This window comes from Alloscardovia omnicolens DSM 21503 (assembly GCF_000420505.1).
In the GTDB taxonomy this organism is placed as follows: Bacteria; Actinomycetota; Actinomycetes; order Actinomycetales; family Bifidobacteriaceae; genus Alloscardovia; species Alloscardovia omnicolens.
Genome location: NZ_ATVB01000017.1, coordinates 1 through 17992 on the forward strand (window position 1 = coordinate 1; position 17992 = coordinate 17992).

At 47.3% G+C, this 17992-nt stretch carries 16 protein-coding genes and 1 tRNA gene; 16 read left to right on the forward strand and 1 reads right to left on the reverse strand.

Annotated elements, in window-relative coordinates; translation table 11 throughout:
• Positions 1-369 precede the first annotated feature (369 nt).
• Positions 370-452, forward strand: a tRNA-Tyr gene (locus G464_RS0106670).
• A gap of 417 nt (positions 453-869) precedes the next feature.
• The gene (locus tag G464_RS09295; protein ID WP_244264125.1) at positions 870-1682 is read left to right on the forward strand and encodes an Abi family protein; all 813 of its coding nucleotides are present in this window, start codon (positions 870-872) and stop codon (positions 1680-1682) included.
• A 42-nt stretch (positions 1683-1724) separates the two neighbouring features.
• Here the strand turns inward: G464_RS09295 and G464_RS0106680 are convergent, their stop codons facing one another.
• Entirely contained in the window at positions 1725-3407 is a 1683-nt protein-coding gene (locus G464_RS0106680; RefSeq protein WP_022857233.1) for a DHH family phosphoesterase, read from the reverse strand.
• Between the two features lie 72 nt (positions 3408-3479).
• Here G464_RS0106680 and G464_RS0106685 point away from each other — a divergent pair, with 72 nt between their 5' ends.
• From G464_RS0106685 to rplD, 14 genes are all read left to right on the forward strand, one after another.
• A complete protein-coding gene (locus G464_RS0106685) occupies positions 3480-4823 on the forward strand; it encodes an Mbeg1-like protein (protein ID WP_022857234.1) in 1344 nt (447 codons plus the stop codon).
• Positions 4824-5462 carry a YigZ family protein gene (locus G464_RS0106690; protein WP_021618634.1) on the forward strand — a complete coding sequence of 213 codons (639 nt, stop codon included), beginning with the start codon at positions 4824-4826 and terminating at the stop codon, positions 5460-5462. It abuts the gene before it with no gap.
• Positions 5463-5464: 2 nt separating this feature from the next.
• On the forward strand, positions 5465-6067 hold the full coding sequence (locus tag G464_RS0106695; protein ID WP_022857235.1) for a hypothetical protein: 603 nt from the start codon (positions 5465-5467) through the stop codon (positions 6065-6067).
• Positions 6068-6236: 169 nt separating this feature from the next.
• Entirely contained in the window at positions 6237-6686 is a 450-nt protein-coding gene (gene rplM / locus G464_RS0106700; protein WP_022857236.1) for a 50S ribosomal protein L13, read from the forward strand.
• A gap of 20 nt (positions 6687-6706) precedes the next feature.
• Entirely contained in the window at positions 6707-7195 is a 489-nt protein-coding gene (gene rpsI / locus G464_RS0106705; protein WP_018143409.1) for a 30S ribosomal protein S9, read from the forward strand.
• Positions 7196-7361: 166 nt separating this feature from the next.
• Positions 7362-7994 carry a TM2 domain-containing protein gene (locus G464_RS09300; RefSeq protein WP_022857237.1) on the forward strand — a complete coding sequence of 211 codons (633 nt, stop codon included), beginning with the start codon at positions 7362-7364 and terminating at the stop codon, positions 7992-7994.
• Positions 7995-8817: 823 nt separating this feature from the next.
• Positions 8818-11469: a bifunctional acetaldehyde-CoA/alcohol dehydrogenase gene (gene adhE / locus G464_RS0106715; RefSeq protein ID WP_039777828.1), complete on the forward strand. Its 2652-nt coding sequence runs from the start codon at positions 8818-8820 to the stop codon at positions 11467-11469.
• A gap of 1178 nt (positions 11470-12647) precedes the next feature.
• The gene (locus G464_RS09305; RefSeq protein ID WP_022857241.1) at positions 12648-13418 is read left to right on the forward strand and encodes an ABC transporter ATP-binding protein; all 771 of its coding nucleotides are present in this window, start codon (positions 12648-12650) and stop codon (positions 13416-13418) included.
• Between the two features lie 11 nt (positions 13419-13429).
• Positions 13430-14170, forward strand: coding sequence for a hypothetical protein (locus G464_RS0106735; protein WP_155237060.1), 741 nt, complete (start codon positions 13430-13432; stop codon positions 14168-14170).
• A 90-nt stretch (positions 14171-14260) separates the two neighbouring features.
• Positions 14261-15382: a sensor histidine kinase gene (locus G464_RS0106740; RefSeq protein WP_022857243.1), complete on the forward strand. Its 1122-nt coding sequence runs from the start codon at positions 14261-14263 to the stop codon at positions 15380-15382.
• Between the two features lie 32 nt (positions 15383-15414).
• On the forward strand, positions 15415-16023 hold the full coding sequence (locus tag G464_RS0106745) for a response regulator transcription factor (RefSeq protein ID WP_022857244.1): 609 nt from the start codon (positions 15415-15417) through the stop codon (positions 16021-16023).
• Between the two features lie 333 nt (positions 16024-16356).
• Positions 16357-16665, forward strand: coding sequence for a 30S ribosomal protein S10 (rpsJ, locus tag G464_RS0106750; RefSeq protein WP_006288664.1), 309 nt, complete (start codon positions 16357-16359; stop codon positions 16663-16665).
• A gap of 11 nt (positions 16666-16676) precedes the next feature.
• On the forward strand, positions 16677-17327 hold the full coding sequence (gene rplC, locus G464_RS0106755; protein WP_022857245.1) for a 50S ribosomal protein L3: 651 nt from the start codon (positions 16677-16679) through the stop codon (positions 17325-17327).
• A gap of 4 nt (positions 17328-17331) precedes the next feature.
• Positions 17332-17988 carry a 50S ribosomal protein L4 gene (rplD, locus tag G464_RS0106760; protein ID WP_022857246.1) on the forward strand — a complete coding sequence of 219 codons (657 nt, stop codon included), beginning with the start codon at positions 17332-17334 and terminating at the stop codon, positions 17986-17988.
• The last annotated feature ends 4 nt before the right edge of the window (positions 17989-17992 follow it).

The following is a 17992-nucleotide window of genomic DNA, read 5'->3' on the forward strand; positions in this document are numbered from 1 at the left end:
TCGAATCTCCTCGTCTCCGCGTTTGGCTTTCAGAAGAAATTCTGAAAGCCTTTATTTTTACTTGTTAACCGCTTGTTTTCAACGGTTTCAGGCTGTTGTGCTCATTCTCAGTTAGTTGCATAAGAGAGCATATGAGGAGGGGGAACTCAAGGGTGGGGAAAAAACTTTTGGGTTATATGACAAATATTGACCATGATGAAGTTTCACATGAAATTCTACGATGTATTACTACAAAGCCAATCGAGGAAGTAATCCAAATAAACCCTGATGAGGCTTCTCGACATTTGAAAAGTAATGACCGATCGATCTAAGTTCGGACAGCTCCGAACCCTTATATGTCGGTCTCACCTCTAAGTTTACGGATTAATACCGTGATCGTGCAGCGGTATAAGACATCAGACTGTAAATCTGACGCAGCTATTGCTACACAAGTTCGAATCTTGCTCACGGCACTAGAATTCCATATTCCGGTGTGAGGCTTTCTATCTTGAACGTGAACACAAGAATTGATTGCCCCAATAAGAAAAATAGGAGATGCTCGCACAATCACTGGGAAGTTGAGGAATCTCCTATTAATCGACTTGTAACCTATATTTCGAATCAGTAATGTGATTAGCGATACAGCTTTGCATCATTACTCATGAGGAAATATTGACATATGGACCACTCTAGGAGGCATAATCTCAACACTCGTACTCTTTTACAAGAGTTCTCAGTTGTGATATTATTCCTACTAACAGTAGCCCCCTAAGCCTCTTAATAATGCTCAAATCTGGGGGCTCTTTTTATTTACAGAGGTAATATGAAGTCAGCAAAAACCATCGATGAAATGATTAAACTTTTCGAAGATCGAGAGTTAATAATCGCTGATGAAGAGCATTTCCGTGACCTTTTGTATAACAACAATTATTATCGACTATCCGGGATATTTTCGTGTATTTCAAATAGATCCATCGAATGGTGACAATAGGTTCATTGCTGGCACTACTGAGGAAGATTTCATCACTCCGTATATTCTTGATGCTAAGTTGAGAGCGTTGATTCTTCAAGGAATCAGTATCCTAGAGATTACTCTACGTTCCCGTTTTGCGTATGAAATAGCACAAGACGGGCATGCTTATGATTACGTGTCGTTATCGGCTTACAAGCATTTGGCGAAGAGGAAGACTTCTTCTTATCAAGAGAGACTAATACTAAAAATCAATGACTGGATAGAAAAATCTTCAGAGGTTTGTATTAGGCACTACCATGAAGTCGGGAAAGATATTCCCGTTTGGGCGGCTGTCGAAGTGCTGCCATTTGATACGGTTTCAAAGATGTTGTCTTCTCATATCGATTCGCAGGCGCTGAGACAAGTCTATAAATCAATAGGCTTACCTAAAAACCCGAGAATTGGGTCTAGCATTGTTCATGCGATGGTTTACCTTCGTAATTTGTGTGCTCACCATTCACGACTATGGAAACGAGAAACAATCATTTCAGTTCCTCATATTTCGTACGTTGAGGAAACAATTAATGGTATTTCTTATGAACAAAAATCCGTTGCGGCCTCTTTGATTCTTCTCATGCATATGGTGGATTTCATTAATCACAGCTCGGAATATTCTGAAGAAATTCTAAGTTTCTTAAGAGCAAATAATTCCTATGTCAACGGGTTAGCTACTCCTGTTCACTGGAAATAAAACTATCTTCTTTCAAGCACAAAATCTGAGGAACTACCTCTGCTAATTTACCCCAATCATCTGCAGAGTTTTTTGCCCTCTAAACTCGTTGTAGTTCAAACGCACGCGTGCACTTATCGGCACATCTTCGGTATTCCAAAGCAGTACTGGCGGGCAGCCAGGCATCTGCAACTTGAGGTGCTGTTGTTCTTTACCGATGCGGCTTATCTCAGTATCAGCAGGGAAAATAATCTCCATAATAGGGTAGTCGAAATTCTTACCAAAAGGTGCCACACAATCTAAGAACTGCGTAATCTCATTGAGAGCAGTTGTATCCCACCAAGCAACGTCAATATCTGGACCGTTATCGCCAATCAATAACGCTGGCTCTTCCTCAAAATCAGAAGGAACACGCACCCCTTGCAAAGCATCAACTAAAGCATCCAGCGAACCTGTAACGCCGCCGGCTCCCTGATGTCCTACGACCTTGAGGCCATCGCGGTCATTGAGCATATCGATAATTGGGTAAAAATCTGGCGAACGCATCGATCCCTCAACTTGCTTGCCGTGCGTGCGATCGTAGGCTACGTGAACCACAGCTGTGGGAAGTCCAGAAGCGTGCATCAATTTGCCGGCGAGCAAACCCAACATACCGCGAGGCGCGTCTGTAATGTACACGTATGGCGCATACGTATCAACCAGCGTATCTATATACTCATCAACAAGTTTCTTGCGCTTAGCGTTGGCAGCAATCAAACGAACGATAGCAGCGCGACGCTCAGCCCGATCATCCGACATAAACACACAAAAAGCGTCACTCATCGACGAGCCCACACGCCGCGGCGCGTTAAACATCGGAGCCAGAGTAAAACCATAAAAACCCTCATTGCACTGCGCAAGCGACACCTCAAGCTCCTCAAGAAGCTGAGCGTACCCTTCGAAAGCAGTCAAAAACGCGCGGTTTACGCTAGCGTCACCGCGCAAAGAATTCAAAGCGGTCGGACGGGCAATCAACTCGCGCGTAAGGCTTAACGACTTGCGCACTAAAGCGCGGTTATCGTGCACCAGAGGCATCACATCGGACACCGTGCCAATGCCCACGAACAGTTGCAGCAGGTTAAGATACTTGCGCTGCTCGGCGCTCACAAAACGGCGCGCGTACGCACTAATCATTAAAAACGCAACGGCCGCACCGCAAATGCCTGGCAGCGGATACGAGGAGTTGCGGCAGCACGGATCAATCATGGCGTCGGCCGGGCAATCGATTTCTTGATCGTGATGGTCCGTAATCAAAACTGCTAAACCGAGCGACTGCGCGTAACGTATGCCGTCGGTCGAATTTACCCCGCTATCGCAGGTGAGAATAACCGTGGTGTCGGGAAAACGGCGCATAATATCGTCCACATCATCGCGGCAAAAATCGTGACCGCTCTCATAGTCGGGCACCGACAGTTCCACCTGAAAACCCAGCTGCTTCAAACCCGCGTACGAAATCGTGCCCGAGGTAATGCCATCCATATCGAAATCCGGGTAAATGGCGAGCCGCGCATCGCGATAACTGTGCAGTTTCTCAATAAACGCATCCATACCATCGAGCTGCTCGCCATACGGCGTGTTAATTTCGCGTAGAAAATCAGGCGATAAACCGGTGCGCTCAATAAGCGTGCGCAAGCCGGCGGAGCAGGTGTCGAGCGAGAAGTTCGGCGCGAACGGGTTAATAAGGGCAATCTCTACGTTTTCAGGCACGAGATTATTGTAAGGCGAGCGAAAGAAGAGCGTTACTGAGCGCGCTCCACAACTCAGCCTAAAATAGTTCGCATGAGTGCCGAAACAATTGTGACTTATGCGCGTACCATGTTGCGCACCTTCGACGACGTGCCGTTTAACAACGTGGATGCAGCGATTCTTTCGCAGCTGGCTTACGCGCAGCTCGATGGTGAACAGGTGCCTTCGCTCGTGCACACGCGTGCTGAGTATCAGGCGCGATACAAGAAAAAGTACGGTTCGCCGACCGGTAAAATCTTGCGCGCAGTAGCCGCAGGTCTTACGAAAAAGAAATCTAGCCCGCTCTTGCACGACGAGGAGCGTTTCGTCTCGCTTTATACGGCTTTGTGGCGCGCGGAAGATTTCGAGAACATTTTCCCTTCCCTGTCCACACGCGAGATGATGATTGAGCTGGTCAGCGCTGTTGTGGCGTCACCTCGTTTCCGCGATATTAAAGTAGGGGAGTTTACCTACGAGTTCAATAATGATCGTGAGCATCAGCAGCAGTTCGCGGCTATGACCTTCTTACTACCGGAAAACGCCTACGACTCAAACGACTCAAAAACCACAGAATTCATCGCTTTCCGCGGCACTGAAACTTCCTTCGTTGGTTGGCGCGAAGACTTCGAGCTGGCTTTCCATAAAGATATTCCTTCGCAGCTGTCTGCTGCACGCTATGTGGAAGATATTTACCGTCACTCGCATGGCAGAAACCTTGTTATTGCTGGCCATTCCAAGGGCGGCAACACGGCCGTGTATGCGGCTACGAAAGTTCCTGCGAACGTGCAAAACGCAATCCAGCAGATCTACTCTTTCGACGGACCAGGTTTTATTACCAACCTTCTGGATTCGCCTGAATACAAGCGCATTGAGCCGAATCTTACGAAACTTATTCCGCAAGATTCCTTCGTGGGCATGATGTTTGCCGGTCGCGAGCCATACCGCGTTGTGCACAGTGACGAAGCTTCTGTTATGCAGCACTTTATGTACAAGTGGGCGGTCGACCTCGACAGCGCTGACTTCGTGTATGACCAAGAGATTTCGTCGCGCGCGCTCAAGATAGCCGATTCCTATGTTGAGTGGACCAATTCGCTCGACTTGGCTACACGTCGCAAAGTTATCGACGCAATTTTTGCGATTTTCGAGGCTACTGGATACGAATCCTTCACCGAAATTGCAGACAATATCAGTACTGCAGCACCGATGATGTGGCAAGCCGCGCAAGAAACCGACAGCGCTGTGCGCGATATTACGGTTACTGCGCTGCGTGATTTGTTCTCCATGATTTTCGGCTTTAACAACTTCTCCAAGTACACCACGCAGTGGGAAGCGATGGTGGCGAAGGTGTCGCAAAGCCTGCCTTTTAGTAAAAACGCGGAAGAAATCGAGCAGAACTAAATGCGCACGATTACGAACCCTGCCAGCAATCCGGCGCACTACTCGTATATCGAGAAGAAATCAGAGTTCATCGGCGATGCGTGTCATATCGATTCGCTCGACGAGGCGGTTGAGTTTGTCGAGCAGATCCGCGCGCAGCACCCCAAAGCACGGCACGTGTGCTTCGCGGCTGTTATGGGAGCCAGTCAAGCGCAGTTTAACGAACGTATGAGCGATGACGGGGAACCGAGCGGTACCGCGGGCAAACCGATACTGAACGTGCTGCGGCAGTCAGAAACAACGGATACCGTTATCGCGGTTACGCGCTATTTTGGCGGTATACTTTTGGGAGCCGGCGGTCTGGTACGCGCGTACTCGACGGCTGCGGCCGAAGCACTTCGCGTGGCTAATCTTGGTAACGTTATCCCAGCGCGCGAGTTTATGTGCACGGTTGACTACGCTCAGCATTCGCTTATCCAGCGGCTTATCGCCCAACATAGCGGGCGCGTACATCATGAGGACTTTAGCGATAAAGTCGTGGTAAAATTTGTGATTCCAACCGATCGCGTGCTCTCGATGGAACAGATGGTGCAGCAGACATTTAACGCGTCTGTACAGCTGATAGCCGGCGCGGAAAGTTCGTTGATGGAGAAAGAGTAGAGATGGCAGAAACTGAATCTTTAAGCGCGGAGTATGAATTTTTGCGTCATACCGAGGATGCTGCTGAGTTGAGTAAGCGCTGCCATACGCCGCTTCCGGACGTGAGCGATGCTGCCGCGTTCTCGCGTGCTACCGCTTTACTCGAAGCTGTTGCGGGAAATATGCACACGCCGTTAGAAGATCGTATCTTTTTGGCGCAAACCATGCCGTACCCAAATATTTTGGTGAAGCTATCCACTGATCCCGAGGCTAGCGTGCGCGAGGCTGTGGCTGCTAATACTGATTCGAAAGATTGGCTCGTTGGGCGTTTAACCAAAGATAGCGATGATAATGTGCGCGCAAAAGCGCTGATGAACCCGGTAACGACCTGGCGTATGCGTATGGAAGGTGCACAAGATTCGCGCACGCCGGCTTCCGTTTTGGCTCATTTGGGCGCTTTGGGGACAGAAGAAGATAGTAAATCGCCAGCAGTGTTGGCGGCGATGGTGCGCAGAGCTGTGGCTCAGAACCCGAATGTTGATGACGAAACCTTGCGCGTGCTGGTTGCAGATAACGTTCCTGATGTAGCTGTTGCGGCCCGCGAAACTCAACAGGCACGCGGATAAGGGCCACTTTGACCCTGGTCGTTACTGTGCGCTATTATTGCAGATTGTTGTGTTTCCCTACAGGGGTCCAGGAAAGCGCTTTCCCACTCGCTCACTAGGACTTTCAGGGAGCCCACGGATAAAGGATGCCATAAGGTATCTGGAACACAATGAAAGAAAAGGTTATACAGTGAAGACTTTCACTCCAAAGCCAAGTGATTTGACTCACGAATGGTACGTCGTAGACGCTACCGACGTGGTGCTCGGTCGTTTGTCGGTACAGGTAGCAAATTTGCTTCGCGGCAAGAACAAGCCAACTTTCGCTCCACATGCAGATGGCGGTAACTTCGTTATCGTTATTAACGCAGACAAGATTTCTTTGAGCGGAAACAAGCTGAACAAGAATCTCTACAGCCACTCTGGTTACCCAAGTGGTTTGCGTGCAGATTCTTATGCTGAGCTTCTTGAGAAGGATCCAGAGCGTATTATTCGCGCAGCAGTTAAGGGCATGATGCCTAAGAACAAGCTTGCTAAGGTACAGCTTGGTCGTTTGCGCGTTTATGCAGGAGATCAGCATCCACATACCCCAAACCAGCCACAAGTTGTTGAGATCGCACAGGTCTCCCAGCAGGCTAACTAGGACCGAAAGGAGAATCCATAATGGCTGAAAATGCAAGCTCCGCGGTTCTTGAAACCGAGGTAGAACTCACTTCTTACACTTCTGAAACCAATGCAGGTGCTGGTACCGGTACTTCTGCTATTGCTCCCGGCTACGGCACTGGTCGTCGTAAGGAAGCTGTAGCTCGTGTACGTTTGGTTCCAGGCTCTGGTAAGTGGACCGTTAATGGTCGCACTCTCGAAGAGTACTTCCCAAGCCGTTTGCACCAGCGCGAAGTTAACTCACCGATCGTTTTGCTCAAGCTCGAAAACAAGTTCGATGTTATCGTTCTTGTTGATGGTGGCGGCGTAACTGGTCAGGCAGGTGCAATCCGTCTTGGCGTTGCTCGTGCTTTGAACAGCATTGATCGTGATGCTAACCGCGCAGCTTTGAAGAAGGCCGGTTTCTTGACTCGCGACGCACGCGTCGTAGAGCGCAAGAAGGCTGGTTTGCACAAGGCACGCAAGGCTTCTCAGTACTCCAAGCGTTAAGTTTTACTTTTCGTTTATTTCAAGTCCTCTATCTTTTCTAAAGGTAGGGGACTTGTTATATTGAGAGAAGAGTTATCTCACAAGAAAAGGTACTATTACGAGCAACGAACCATATGAACAATTCGGACAGGACGAATCTGTATATCCTCATAATGCTGACAATGCTGTGAATTCTGAATTCAATGGCGATCCAGTTGCCAATGATGCAAATGCAGGTGCTCCTGCTGCGCAAGCTTATGCACAGCCACATCCTCAGGTTCAGCCTGCGCAAGCTCCTTCGCAGGTCTATGAACAGCAGCCATACGTTCAAGCGCAACCACAGTATGCGCAGCCTGTGCAACCGCAGTATACTCAACCAACGCAGCAAGCACCATACGTACAGCAGGCGCCTTATGGTCAACAAGCGCCTTACGGTCAACCTCAGCCACAACAGCAGGCTCCATATGGGCAGTATGTTCCACCGCAGTTTAATAATGGTGTGCCAAATGCGGGTACTCCGGGCGTTTCGGGTGTTCCAGGTGCGTTCCCACAGGCACAACCACTTATGGTTGGCTCTAAAAGCAAAATTGTTGCTGCTGTTCTAGCGTTTTTCCTAGGTGCTCTCGGCATTCATAACTTCTATTTAGGAAAGACTACCCGCGCTATTGTTCAGCTACTTATGACAGTAGTTGGTTGGATTCTTATTCTTCCTCCTATCATTTGCGGTATCTGGGCTTTCGTGGAATTCATTTTGATTCTTGTCTCTTCACCAGGATCTAGCTATCACAAAGATGGTTATGGTTTGGAATTGCAAGACTAGAGCCTCATTATTGCGGATAAGTCACCTTCACTTTGATGTGAGGGTGACTTTTTATATGCGGCTTACTGTTGAGTACGCAGTATGGTTTGGATTCATGAGTGAAGTCGATACGCGCAACCGATATGCCACTTGTGAAGCCATTTTTCCGCATTAAAAGTGGCATATCGGGTGTATTAATCGGTTAAGCAGAATGCGTGAGAGTAATAAATCCTCGAATTTAACGCAGTGCGAAGCCTGACTGCGCGGAACGGCTGCTAGTCACGCACCCGCAACCGAAAAAACAAACAAATCCCACTAATAAAACCGTTGAACTGGTATATGTATTCGATGAGCGAGACAAACAATCGTTTTAACTGCAGATACGTAACCGTTCGTTTCAGGATTTTCTGCAGAATACGCGGCTATTGTATTCTTAAAACTGCTTTATCTCGTACGGCTGACGATATCTGTAAGCGTTAAAGCTTCGTGAGGGTTGCTGATGTAAGAATGTAAAGCCGTAACTGCTTGGTTGCTTCTAAAATGGGCTATCCATCAAAACAATCAAAACAATCAAAACCAATCTCAAAACCCATGCTTCAATATGAAAATCCGAGCCGCTGCACAAGGTATAGTTCCTCCCAAAACCCAACAAATCAAACCCTTACCGCACTTTAATAAAACAACTTTACAAAAGTCTCGGTCAAAACTTGCGCGCACAAAACTTCTCTCATAAAGTGTGAGCTAGAACACACAAAGGTTGTGGTTTCTCACACAATTGAGGAGGTCACTCGTGGCAAAAGCAGCTACTAAGGATCAAACACCAGCTAAGGAAGCTGAACCTGTAATGTCTGAAGCAGAGAAGGAAGTTGACGGTCTTGTTCAGCGGGCTCTCGTCGCTCTCGATGAATATCAGAGCTTCGACCAGAAGAAGATCGACTACATTGTTGCTAAGGCTTCTATCGATGCGCTGCACGCTCATCTCGAGCTGGCAAAGATGGCTGTGGACGAAACTGGTCGCGGTATGGTCGAAGATAAGGCAACGAAGAACATCTTCGCATGCGAACATATTACGCATCACCTCGCTAACCAGCGCACTGTAGGCGTTATTAACGAAAGTGACGTAGATGGCATCACCGAAATCGCAGAACCTGTGGGTGTGGTTGCAGGCGTCACCCCAGTAACGAACCCAACCTCTACCGCCATCTTTAAGGCGCTCATCGCATTAAAGACTCGCTGTCCAATAGTTTTCGGATTCCATCCATTCGCTCAGGAGTGCTCGAAGGCAGCAGCAAAGATTGTTCGTGATGCAGCAGTAGCAGCAGGTGCTCCAAAGGACTGCATTCAGTGGATTGAACACCCATCCATCGAAGCAACCGGCGCTTTGATGAAGCACCCAAGCGTTGCAACCATTCTGGCAACCGGTGGTCCAGGCATGGTAAAGGCAGCATACTCCTCGGGTAAGCCGGCATTGGGTGTAGGTGCAGGTAATGCTCCAGCATACGTCGACAGCAATGTAGACCTTGATCGCGCTGTGAACGATTTGGTTCTCTCCAAGCACTTCGATTACGGTATGATCTGCGCAACCGAGCAGGCTATTATCGCACACACCGATATTTATGATTCCTTGATTGAAAAGCTCAAGGCTCGTCACACCTATTTTGTGAAGGGTGAAGAAAAGACGAAGCTTGAAAAGTTCATGTTTGGCACCACAGCTTATGCAAAAGATGGCTCGAAGCCAGTTTTGAACTCCAAGGTTCCAGGCAAGTCCCCACTGTGGATTGCTGAGCAGGCGGGTATTACTATCCCAGAAGATACTGTTATTATCGCTGCAGAGTGCAAGGAAGTGGGCGATAACGAGCCGCTGACCATGGAAAAGCTCGCTCCTGTTCACGCAGTATTGCGCGCTAACAATAAGGACGAAGCATTCGTTATGTGCGAGCAGATGCTGGTACATGGCGAAGGTCACACGGCAGCAATTCACACCGATAACGAAGATCTCGTTCGTGAATACGGTCTGCGTATGCATGCATGCCGCGTTATCTGGAACTCCCCATCATCCTTGGGTGGTATTGGCGACATCTACAATGCGATTGCTCCTTCGCTGACTTTGGGATGCGGTTCATATGGCGGCAACTCGGTAGCTGGCAACGTTCAAGCAGTCAACCTTATTAATGTCAAGCGTGTAGCACGAAGGAATAATAATATGCAGTGGTTCAAGATTCCACCAAAGACGTACTTTGAGCCAAACGCCATCCGCTATCTGCGCGATATGGTGGATGTGAACCGCGTTGTATTTGTGTGCGATAAGGTTATTCTCGATTTAGGTATTATTGACAAGGCTATTGCACAGCTTCAGCAGCGTTTGAATAAGGTGGAATGGCGCATTATCGATTATGTGGAGTCAGAGCCATCTATTGAAACAGTTGAGCGCGGCGCAGCGATGATGCGTGATGAGTTCCAGCCAGATACAATTATTGCTATTGGTGGCGGTTCTCCAATGGATGCCGCAAAGATTATGTGGCTGCTGTATGAACACCCAGAAATTGAGTTCCGCGATATTCGCGAGAAGTTCTTCGATATTCGCAAGCGCGCTTTCCGTCTTCCAGAATTAGGTAAGAAGGCAAAGCTCGTATGCGTGCCAACTACCTCGGGTACAGGTTCGGAAGTAACTCCGTACGCTGTTATTACCGATACCAAGACGGGTATTAAGTATCCAATTACGGATTACTCGCTGACCCCGTCGGTTGCAGTGGTTGATCCAGTTTTGGCTCGCACTCAGCCTCGTCGCGTAGCTAGCGACTCTGGTTTTGATGCGATTACGCACGCTATGGAAGCATATGTGTCCGCTTATGCCAACGACTTCACTGATGGATTGGCATTGCATTCTGTAAAGTTGCTGTGGGAGAATTTGGCATCTTCTGTTAACGAGGGTCAGGCAAATCCACAGGCACAGGAAAAGGTGCACAACGCTGCAACAATGGCGGGTATGGCTTTCGGCTCTGCATTCTTGGGTATGTGCCACTCCATGGCTCACACTATTGGTGCGCTCTGCCACGTGGCTCACGGTCGATGCAACTCTATCTTGTTGCCATACGTTATCCGTTACAATGGTCAGATTCCTCTGGAGCCAATTTCTTGGCCAAAGTACAACAAGTACGTGGCGCCACAACGCTACCAGGATATTGCTAAGCAGCTCGGTCTTCCAGCCGACACCGCCGATGAGGCCGTAGAAAACCTCGCGAATGCAGTGGCTGATTACCGTGACAACAAGCTGGGCATGGACGCGTCCTTCCAAGCAGCAGGCGTTGATGAGAAACACTTCTGGTCTGTTCTCGATCAGATTGGCATGCGTGCATATGAAGATCAGTGCACACCTGCAAATCCTCGTATTCCTCAGATTGAAGATATGAAGGATATTGCCATCGCAGCATATTACGGTGTATCTCAGGCTGAAGGTAAGAAGTTGCGCGCACAGCGTGAAACTGCTCAAGCATAGTTCAATGCTTACTGAACGCTTACTGATACTATAGATAAAACTAACGAAAGGTGCTGGGGCTTAAATGAATGAGCTGCCTCCGGCACCTTTTGTTATGCAGTCGTGTTGTTATGCAGTCGCGCGTTACACACAACTGCTCTGTGAGATCTAGATCAGCTTAGTTCTGGACATCCGAGTATGGAATCTTCTTGTAAACCGTGTTCACATCATGTTAGGATTTTTTGTGTTTTTACTCTCACATCGCTGTGGTGAGGAGGGAACACATAGGGAGACAAGAATAAGCTACAGGAAGAAAGTTGAATATGATACCTCTCAAATCAATCTTTAGCCCTTTTCTTCCTGATGGACAAACACATAAGCGGCGCATATCGCTTTTCTGAACCTTGGCTATCGTAGGCTTTGTTGTATATATCTTTTATATACGTTTTTATGATCCCGCAAGGCGCGTGGAAACTTTATATATCTCTTCTTGTGCATATTATTTATATTTTCGTAGGTCTTGCTTTTCTTTTGCTTGCAATAGCTATGTTTGATATTCGCTTGTTTTCCGAGATTATTACTCGTCGTACTGAAGACGCACAGAAGCGACAGTATCGACGAGAACGGATAAAAATTATTGTATAGCGTTTTGGCTTTCAATTGTTGGAGTGCTTTTTATTATCGCTGGCGTTACGAGCACGATAGATAACGTTCAAGATATACGCGAGGGTAGCATACAAGGAGTTGTTCGAGCAGTCAATCTGAAAAAGCCTACGTCGCGGTACGGTCGTGCATACGTAATCACGTACCGCGGTCATTATTGGAAAGAAATCAGTAATAATCGCACTGTCGCTCTCGATAATACGCGCGAAGTAGAGGTATGGTATAGACCAAGTTTTTTGATACAAACGCGAATAACGTTGCTGATCCACGAACTTTATACGTCATTACTGTGTATCCTCATTCAGGTCAACTCGTCAGCATAACTGCCATAAAAGTACCTGTAGATAATAGTAAGAACAACAACTCTTTTAGCAAATCTCTTTTAGAGAATAAAGAACTTCTCGATAATTTATTGCAGAAACAATAGAATCTGTTGTAGGTGTGACAAATGTCATGCCTGTATCACTGCAAAAGCTCTTCTATCTTCGTGATAAACAGCACTTCTTCTCTAGCTGTATCAAGCCAAGAATAGAAGTATGAACACAACAGACTATATTCTCGAAACCCGTCAGCTGACGCGCACCTTTTCTACTCCTGACGGTCCTCTTCATGCAGTCAATAATCTTACTCTCAATATTGAGCGGGGTAAGACCGTAGCCTTACTGGGGTCTAATGGAGCAGGTAAGAGCACATTAATTAATATGATGATTAATCTCGATAAACCTAGCTCAGGCTTTCTGTCTGTGTGCGGACAGACAGCAGCACAGGCTCAATCGCAATCGCTTGTAACCGCCATCATGCAATCTGGTGGCCTACTTCCTGAATGGACAGTGCGCGAAACAATCGTAACGATGTGTGCAATTCGCAAACAATCGCATCGAGTTGACGAGATTACCCAGAAATCAGGAGTACAAACATTCCTCAATCGCCATATTCGTGACTGTTCAGGCGGACAAGTGCAAAGACTTCGTTTAGCCTTAGCGCTTATTACACCAGGTGAACTCTTGATTTTAGACGAACCGACTGCAGGTATGGATCCGCATGCCCGCAGGGAATTATGGAATGAAATCAATGCGCTGCATGATCAAGGAATAACAATTCTGTGTGCCACTCATTTTCTTGATGAAGCAACGCGCAATGCCGACGACATTGTGGTGATGCACAAAGGTCAATTACTTGCTCATGGAACACTGACCGAGATTCTGGATTTGACGTCCACTCACAGTCTTGACGAAGCATTCTTTGCACTCACTGATACAGCCGATTCTCAGATATCCCAACCAACTCTTCACCCAACTCGTCATTAAGGACACACATCATGCGCACCTATTTTCTTACGCGACTTCGTCACGAAATACTATCTCCATACCAAATTCTTTTTAGCATTCTCATGCCCATACTTATGTTCAATATTTTTGGACATTCAAAAGGCTCAGACTACATGTTGCCTACCGGCGCAAACGTATCGGGCATCATTGTTATACAAATGGCATTTTATTCAGCAATTTTAGCCTCCACAATGTCTGGATCAATGCTTGCTCACGAGCGCGAAACGCAATGGACTCGCACCCTGTATCTCGCTGGAGCATCAGTGCCAATGTTGGTTCTGTCTCGTTTTGCAGTCAGCCTGTGTATGAGCGTGATTCCAACAACCCTGCTGTATATTATTGCCGCATGCACAGGAGCAATACTGCCTACGCGCTGGTGGATTATCACATGGATACTCATTGTTGTTATCAGTACGCTCTTCTCAGGTTTTGGACAATACATAGGAAGTATTTTCCCTGACCGCACTGCAGGAGGACTTGCTAGTGGTCTGATTGTTTTGTTGGCATTCATGTCTGATATTTTTGTACCTTTAGAAGGATTCATGTTCAGATGTGCTCAGTTCATGCCGCTTTTTGGTTTCAAAAGTGCTTTAACGTGGGAACTGCTCAGCGGTCACAATGCAACAGGGGAGCAGCTTAATCTTGCCTTTGTCTCAGCTAATATAGCTGTATGGTCGCTTATTATGCTGACATTGTCGGTTGTAGCAGTGCGTTTATCACGTCGGCGTTAAACTCAAACATACGATTATTGTGCATAGCAGCGTTGGGATATACGCATGGAGTATGTCCCAACGCATAGAGGTTAGACAGAGGTACTTATAATGGCGTTGTCCCAAGAATCAACATCTCAACGAGAGTTACATAAATACAGCGCGCGCTCGCGTCGTATTGGATACATTTTTGCGAGCGTATGGATTATCTTTCTTGCTTTTCCGCTCTATTTTGCTTTTGCTTATCCTCGACAAAATATATTGCAAGAGATTGCTTTAGTCCTAGATATCTTATTGATTGCTCCGGTTTTTCTGTACGGTAGCATAAAACTTAACGTTTTGAACCCTCGTCGTAAACAATCAACTGTTCAATCTATTATCGTTCTTACTCTTCTGCTCGTTCTGACTGCCGGCGCTGTATTTTTTGGCGAGAACTGGGAATATATTACCTGCTTTAACTTTTTCCTAGGCTGTGCGCTATATATTTTACCGTTAAGAACTTCTGTATGTGCTGCTTTTATAAGTCTGATTGCATTCTATATATGCGCGGTTTTAGGAGGAGGTTTTCGCGTAGTAAACCAGTATTTCATTATTATGGTTATATGGTCAGCAATAGTTTTATTAGGGCGATACTCAGATAATAATTCTGTACGTTTTGCTCAACTGAAAGATCGTATTAGTCGCATGGAGGAGCGCGAGCGGGCAGCCAGTGATATTCATGATTTGCTCGGACAAACTCTCACAGCTATTAGCCTTAAAACCCAAATTCTTGCAGCATCAACTCAAGATTTAACAGTTAAAGCGGGTGTAGAAGAAATACACGATATAGCTGTTCAAGGTATTGAACAAATGCACCATACCTTAAACCAGATGCGCAGCCTCGATTTAGACGAGGAGATGAGACAGGCACAGTTACTGTGCGCAAACATGGGGATAACATGTGAAATTATTGGGTCGCCGCTATCGTTGTCTCAGACGGTTCGCTCAGAATGCGCAGCAGTTCTTCATGAAGGAATAACCAATATTCTTCGTCATTCGCATGCTCATACAGTGCGCATAACAATAGATGAGCATGAATTTGTTATTGACGATGATGGCGTAGGTTTTACTCAGCCTCTTCAAGGAACGGGCTTAGAATCTTTGCGCCGTCGTATGGAAGGTATAGGTGCTCAACTCTATACAGAAACATCGGATTTGGGTGGTGCGCGTGTGCGCGTAGTATTAGATGAATAAATCTCTCACTGTGCATAAACAAGGATATAAAGATGACTATTCGTGTTCTCCTTGCTGATGATCAAGCAATGGTGCTGGAAGCTTTGGCAACCTTGCTGAATTTGCAAGAAGATATTGAAGTGGTGTCCACATGCTCGTCCAGTGGGGACGTACTGCCAGCTATTGAACAAACACATCCCGATGTATGTTTAATTGATATAGAAATGCCACATATGGATGGTTTAAGTCTTATTGAAATTCTCACACGAACACATCCCGAACTTCCCTGTATTGTTGTAACCACTTTTGGGCGGCCTGGCTATGTTCAGCGCTCGCTGAGCGCAGGTGCTAAAGGTTTCCTCGTAAAATCCTCATCAGCCACAGTATTAGCTGAATCTATTCGCCGAGTAATAGCTGGGCAGATTGTTGTTGATCCTGAGCTAGCAGTAGCTGCAATGACAGCAGGCGCTAATCCGCTCACCGAGCGTGAACGTGATATTATGCGTTTAGTGCGTCAAGGAAAGCATGATGCAGATATTGCTAAAACTCTTATGACGTCATCAGGAACAGTACGCAATCACGTTTCGTCAGTATTATCTAAAACTCACGCATCGTCGCGCATGGAAGCTGCTTTGATTGTTGAAGAATCAGGATGGCTCTAAATATATCGATTCGTAAGTCTATGCGTGTCGAATTCAGGGCAGCATGTATAGTAGCGGGGTACTCACAAAGCAGATTGCCGTTGAACCCCGCATTTTTTAGCCAGACTGGGGTTCGACACGCCCGGATAAAATCGGGGCAGGGGTCATGCTTAAATATATGAGTTGCCTGTTTTAGGCTCGCATGTTTTTATGCTTAATATTTTAAATAGCGAGCGTGGCAGCGGTAAGTGCCGCTAGCCACGCACTGATGGGGATTCGTCCATGAGGCGAAGTGCCGGATAGTGCTCTGAACAGGTTGGAAATGTATCGATCGCAAGAAAGGGCGGACGGCGAATGGCGGGACAGAAAATCCGCATCAGGCTAAAGTCCTATGACCACGAGGTCATCGACCAGTCGGCAAAGAAGATTGTCGAAACGGTCACGAACGCAGGCGCAACTGTAGTTGGCCCAGTTCCACTTCCTACCGAGAAGAACGTGTTTGTTGTTATCCGTTCTCCTCACAAGTACAAGGATTCTCGCGAACACTTCGAGATGCGCACACATAAGCGCCTTATTGACATCGTAGATCCAACTCCAAAGGCAGTTGATTCTTTGATGCGTCTCGATTTGCCAGCAGACGTAAACATTGAGATCAAGCTGTAGGGAGGGGAGAAATGGTATCTAAGAACAATCGCCAGGCATTGTTGGGTAAGAAGCTCGGCATGTCTCAGGTTTGGGATGAGAACGGTTTCTTCGTTCCAGTAACTTTGGTGGAAGTAGACACCAACGTTGTAACAGCTGTAAAGAACGAGGAATCTGACGGCTACAAGGCTGTTCAGATTGCTTTCGGCGCAATTGACCCTACTAAGGTGAGCAAGCCATTGGCTGGTCACTTTGCTAAGGCAGGTGTAACCCCACGCCGTCATCTCGTTGAGTTCCGTACCGAGGACGTAGAAAACTACGAGCTAGGTCAGGAACTGACCGCAGAAATCTTCCCTGATGGTGCAGTAGTAGATGTAACTGGTACCACCAAGGGTAAGGGATTCGCAGGTACAATTAAGCGCTGGGGCTTCAAGTCCTACCGTCGTACCCACGGTTCCCACAAGAACGAGCGTCGCCCAGGTTCTGTAGGCGCATGCGCAACTCCAAGCCGTATTCTTAAGGGCAAGCGCATGGCTGGTCGTATGGGTCACGACACTCACACCACACTCAACTTGACCGTTGTGTCCTCCGACGCAGCTAACGGCATTATTGCTGTTAAGGGTGCTGTTCCAGGACCAAAGGGTTCTCTCGTTGTAGTGCGTACTGCTGTGAAGGGAGCATAAGGTCATGACAAATGTAACTTTGAACATCACCGATGCTAACGGTAAGGCAGCTGGTTCTGTTGAAGCTCCAGTAGAGCTCTTCGGTATCGAGCAGGATGTTGTGCGTGCACACGTTCCACTCGTACACCAGGTTGTTGTAGCACAGCTTGCAGCTGCTCGTCAGGGCACTCACGCTGTAAAGAATCGCGCACGCATCTCTGGCGGCGGCAAGAAGCCATGGAAGCAGAAGGGCACCGGTCGTGCTCGTCAGGGTTCCATCCGCGCTCCACAGTTCGCAGGTGGTGCAGTAGTTCATGGTCCAGTACCACGTGACTACTCCCAGCGCACTCCAAAGAAGATGAAGGCAGCAGCTCTTCGCTACGTACTCTCTGATCGCTTTAATGCAGGTCGCGTACACGTAGTTGACTTCGGTGTGAACGAAACTCCATCTACGAAGACTGCTAAAGCAGCTCTTTCTGTAGTAGATAACCGCTTCACGACCGTTGTTGTATCCCGTGAGAACATTAACGAATGGCTTTCCGTTCGCAACCTCACCTACGTACACGTTCTGTTCGCAGATCAGTTGAACACGTACGACGTTGTAACTGCTGAAGATGTCGTCTTCACCAAGGAAGGCTTCGAAGCTTTCGTTGCTGCTAAGACTGCTGTTAAGGAGGCCTAAGTAC

What these genes read in the sequence shown, in the direction of transcription:
- G464_RS09295 (WP_244264125.1), top strand. Translation starts at nt 870, where the DNA reads ATGAAGAGCATTTCCGTGACCTTTTGTATAACAACAATTATTATCGAC.
- G464_RS0106685 (WP_022857234.1), top strand. Translation starts at nt 3,480, where the DNA reads ATGAGTGCCGAAACAATTGTGACTTATGCGCGTACCATGTTGCGCACC.
- G464_RS0106690 (WP_021618634.1), top strand. Translation starts at nt 4,824, where the DNA reads ATGCGCACGATTACGAACCCTGCCAGCAATCCGGCGCACTACTCGTAT.
- G464_RS0106695 (WP_022857235.1), top strand. Translation starts at nt 5,465, where the DNA reads ATGGCAGAAACTGAATCTTTAAGCGCGGAGTATGAATTTTTGCGTCAT.
- rpsI (WP_018143409.1), top strand. Translation starts at nt 6,707, where the DNA reads ATGGCTGAAAATGCAAGCTCCGCGGTTCTTGAAACCGAGGTAGAACTC.
- adhE (WP_039777828.1), top strand. Translation starts at nt 8,818, where the DNA reads ATGTCTGAAGCAGAGAAGGAAGTTGACGGTCTTGTTCAGCGGGCTCTC.
- G464_RS09305 (WP_022857241.1), top strand. Translation starts at nt 12,648, where the DNA reads ATGAACACAACAGACTATATTCTCGAAACCCGTCAGCTGACGCGCACC.
- G464_RS0106735 (WP_155237060.1), top strand. Translation starts at nt 13,430, where the DNA reads ATGCGCACCTATTTTCTTACGCGACTTCGTCACGAAATACTATCTCCA.
- G464_RS0106740 (WP_022857243.1), top strand. Translation starts at nt 14,261, where the DNA reads ATGGCGTTGTCCCAAGAATCAACATCTCAACGAGAGTTACATAAATAC.
- G464_RS0106745 (WP_022857244.1), top strand. Translation starts at nt 15,415, where the DNA reads ATGACTATTCGTGTTCTCCTTGCTGATGATCAAGCAATGGTGCTGGAA.
- rpsJ (WP_006288664.1), top strand. Translation starts at nt 16,357, where the DNA reads ATGGCGGGACAGAAAATCCGCATCAGGCTAAAGTCCTATGACCACGAG.
- rplC (WP_022857245.1), top strand. Translation starts at nt 16,677, where the DNA reads ATGGTATCTAAGAACAATCGCCAGGCATTGTTGGGTAAGAAGCTCGGC.
- rplD (WP_022857246.1), top strand. Translation starts at nt 17,332, where the DNA reads ATGACAAATGTAACTTTGAACATCACCGATGCTAACGGTAAGGCAGCT.